Annotated in this window: 1 pseudogene; it reads right to left on the bottom strand. The window is 77.3% G+C overall.

From position 1 onward, the window contains the following. Positions 1 to 303 (bottom strand): annotated as a pseudogene (locus GT042_RS22430) (hypothetical protein); the annotation flags it as partial. Between the last annotated feature and the right edge of the window lie 119 nt (positions 304 to 422).

Below are 422 nucleotides of genomic sequence, written 5' to 3'. Positions count from 1 at the left end.
GCTGCGGGCCACCCGGCGCAGCCGTGGCGCGTACGGCGCCCCGGTGTGGGCGCCGACCTCGTGGGTGAACCGTTCGTACCACCGCGCCTCGGCGTCCGGATCGGGCGCGGGATCGTCGTCGTCGTCGAAGAGGATGCCGAAGACCCGGCGCCACCGCACCGCGTCGCCCAACTGGTGCCCGAGCCGCAGCCTGAGCAGCCGGAAGACGGGCTCGGAGCCCCAGGCCCACGGGCAGACCGGATCGGTGAACTCGGTGATGTCCAGGGCCGGCCGGTACGCGCTTCCGGGCGCGGCCGGGATCATGCGGGAACGGCCGCGGGCCGCACCGCCGCGGACCGGGCCGACGGCACACCGCGTACGTCCTCGGCGGCGGACCGGCCCGACGGCGCGTCGCGTACCTCCTGAGCCGGGGCCGGGGCCGG

The sequence above is a fragment of the Streptomyces sp. SID3212 genome (genome assembly GCF_009865405.1).
GTDB lineage: Bacteria > Actinomycetota > Actinomycetes > Streptomycetales > Streptomycetaceae > Streptomyces.
Note: the sequence above shows the minus strand (reverse complement) of the source record. Positions and strands in the feature narration are given on the sequence as shown.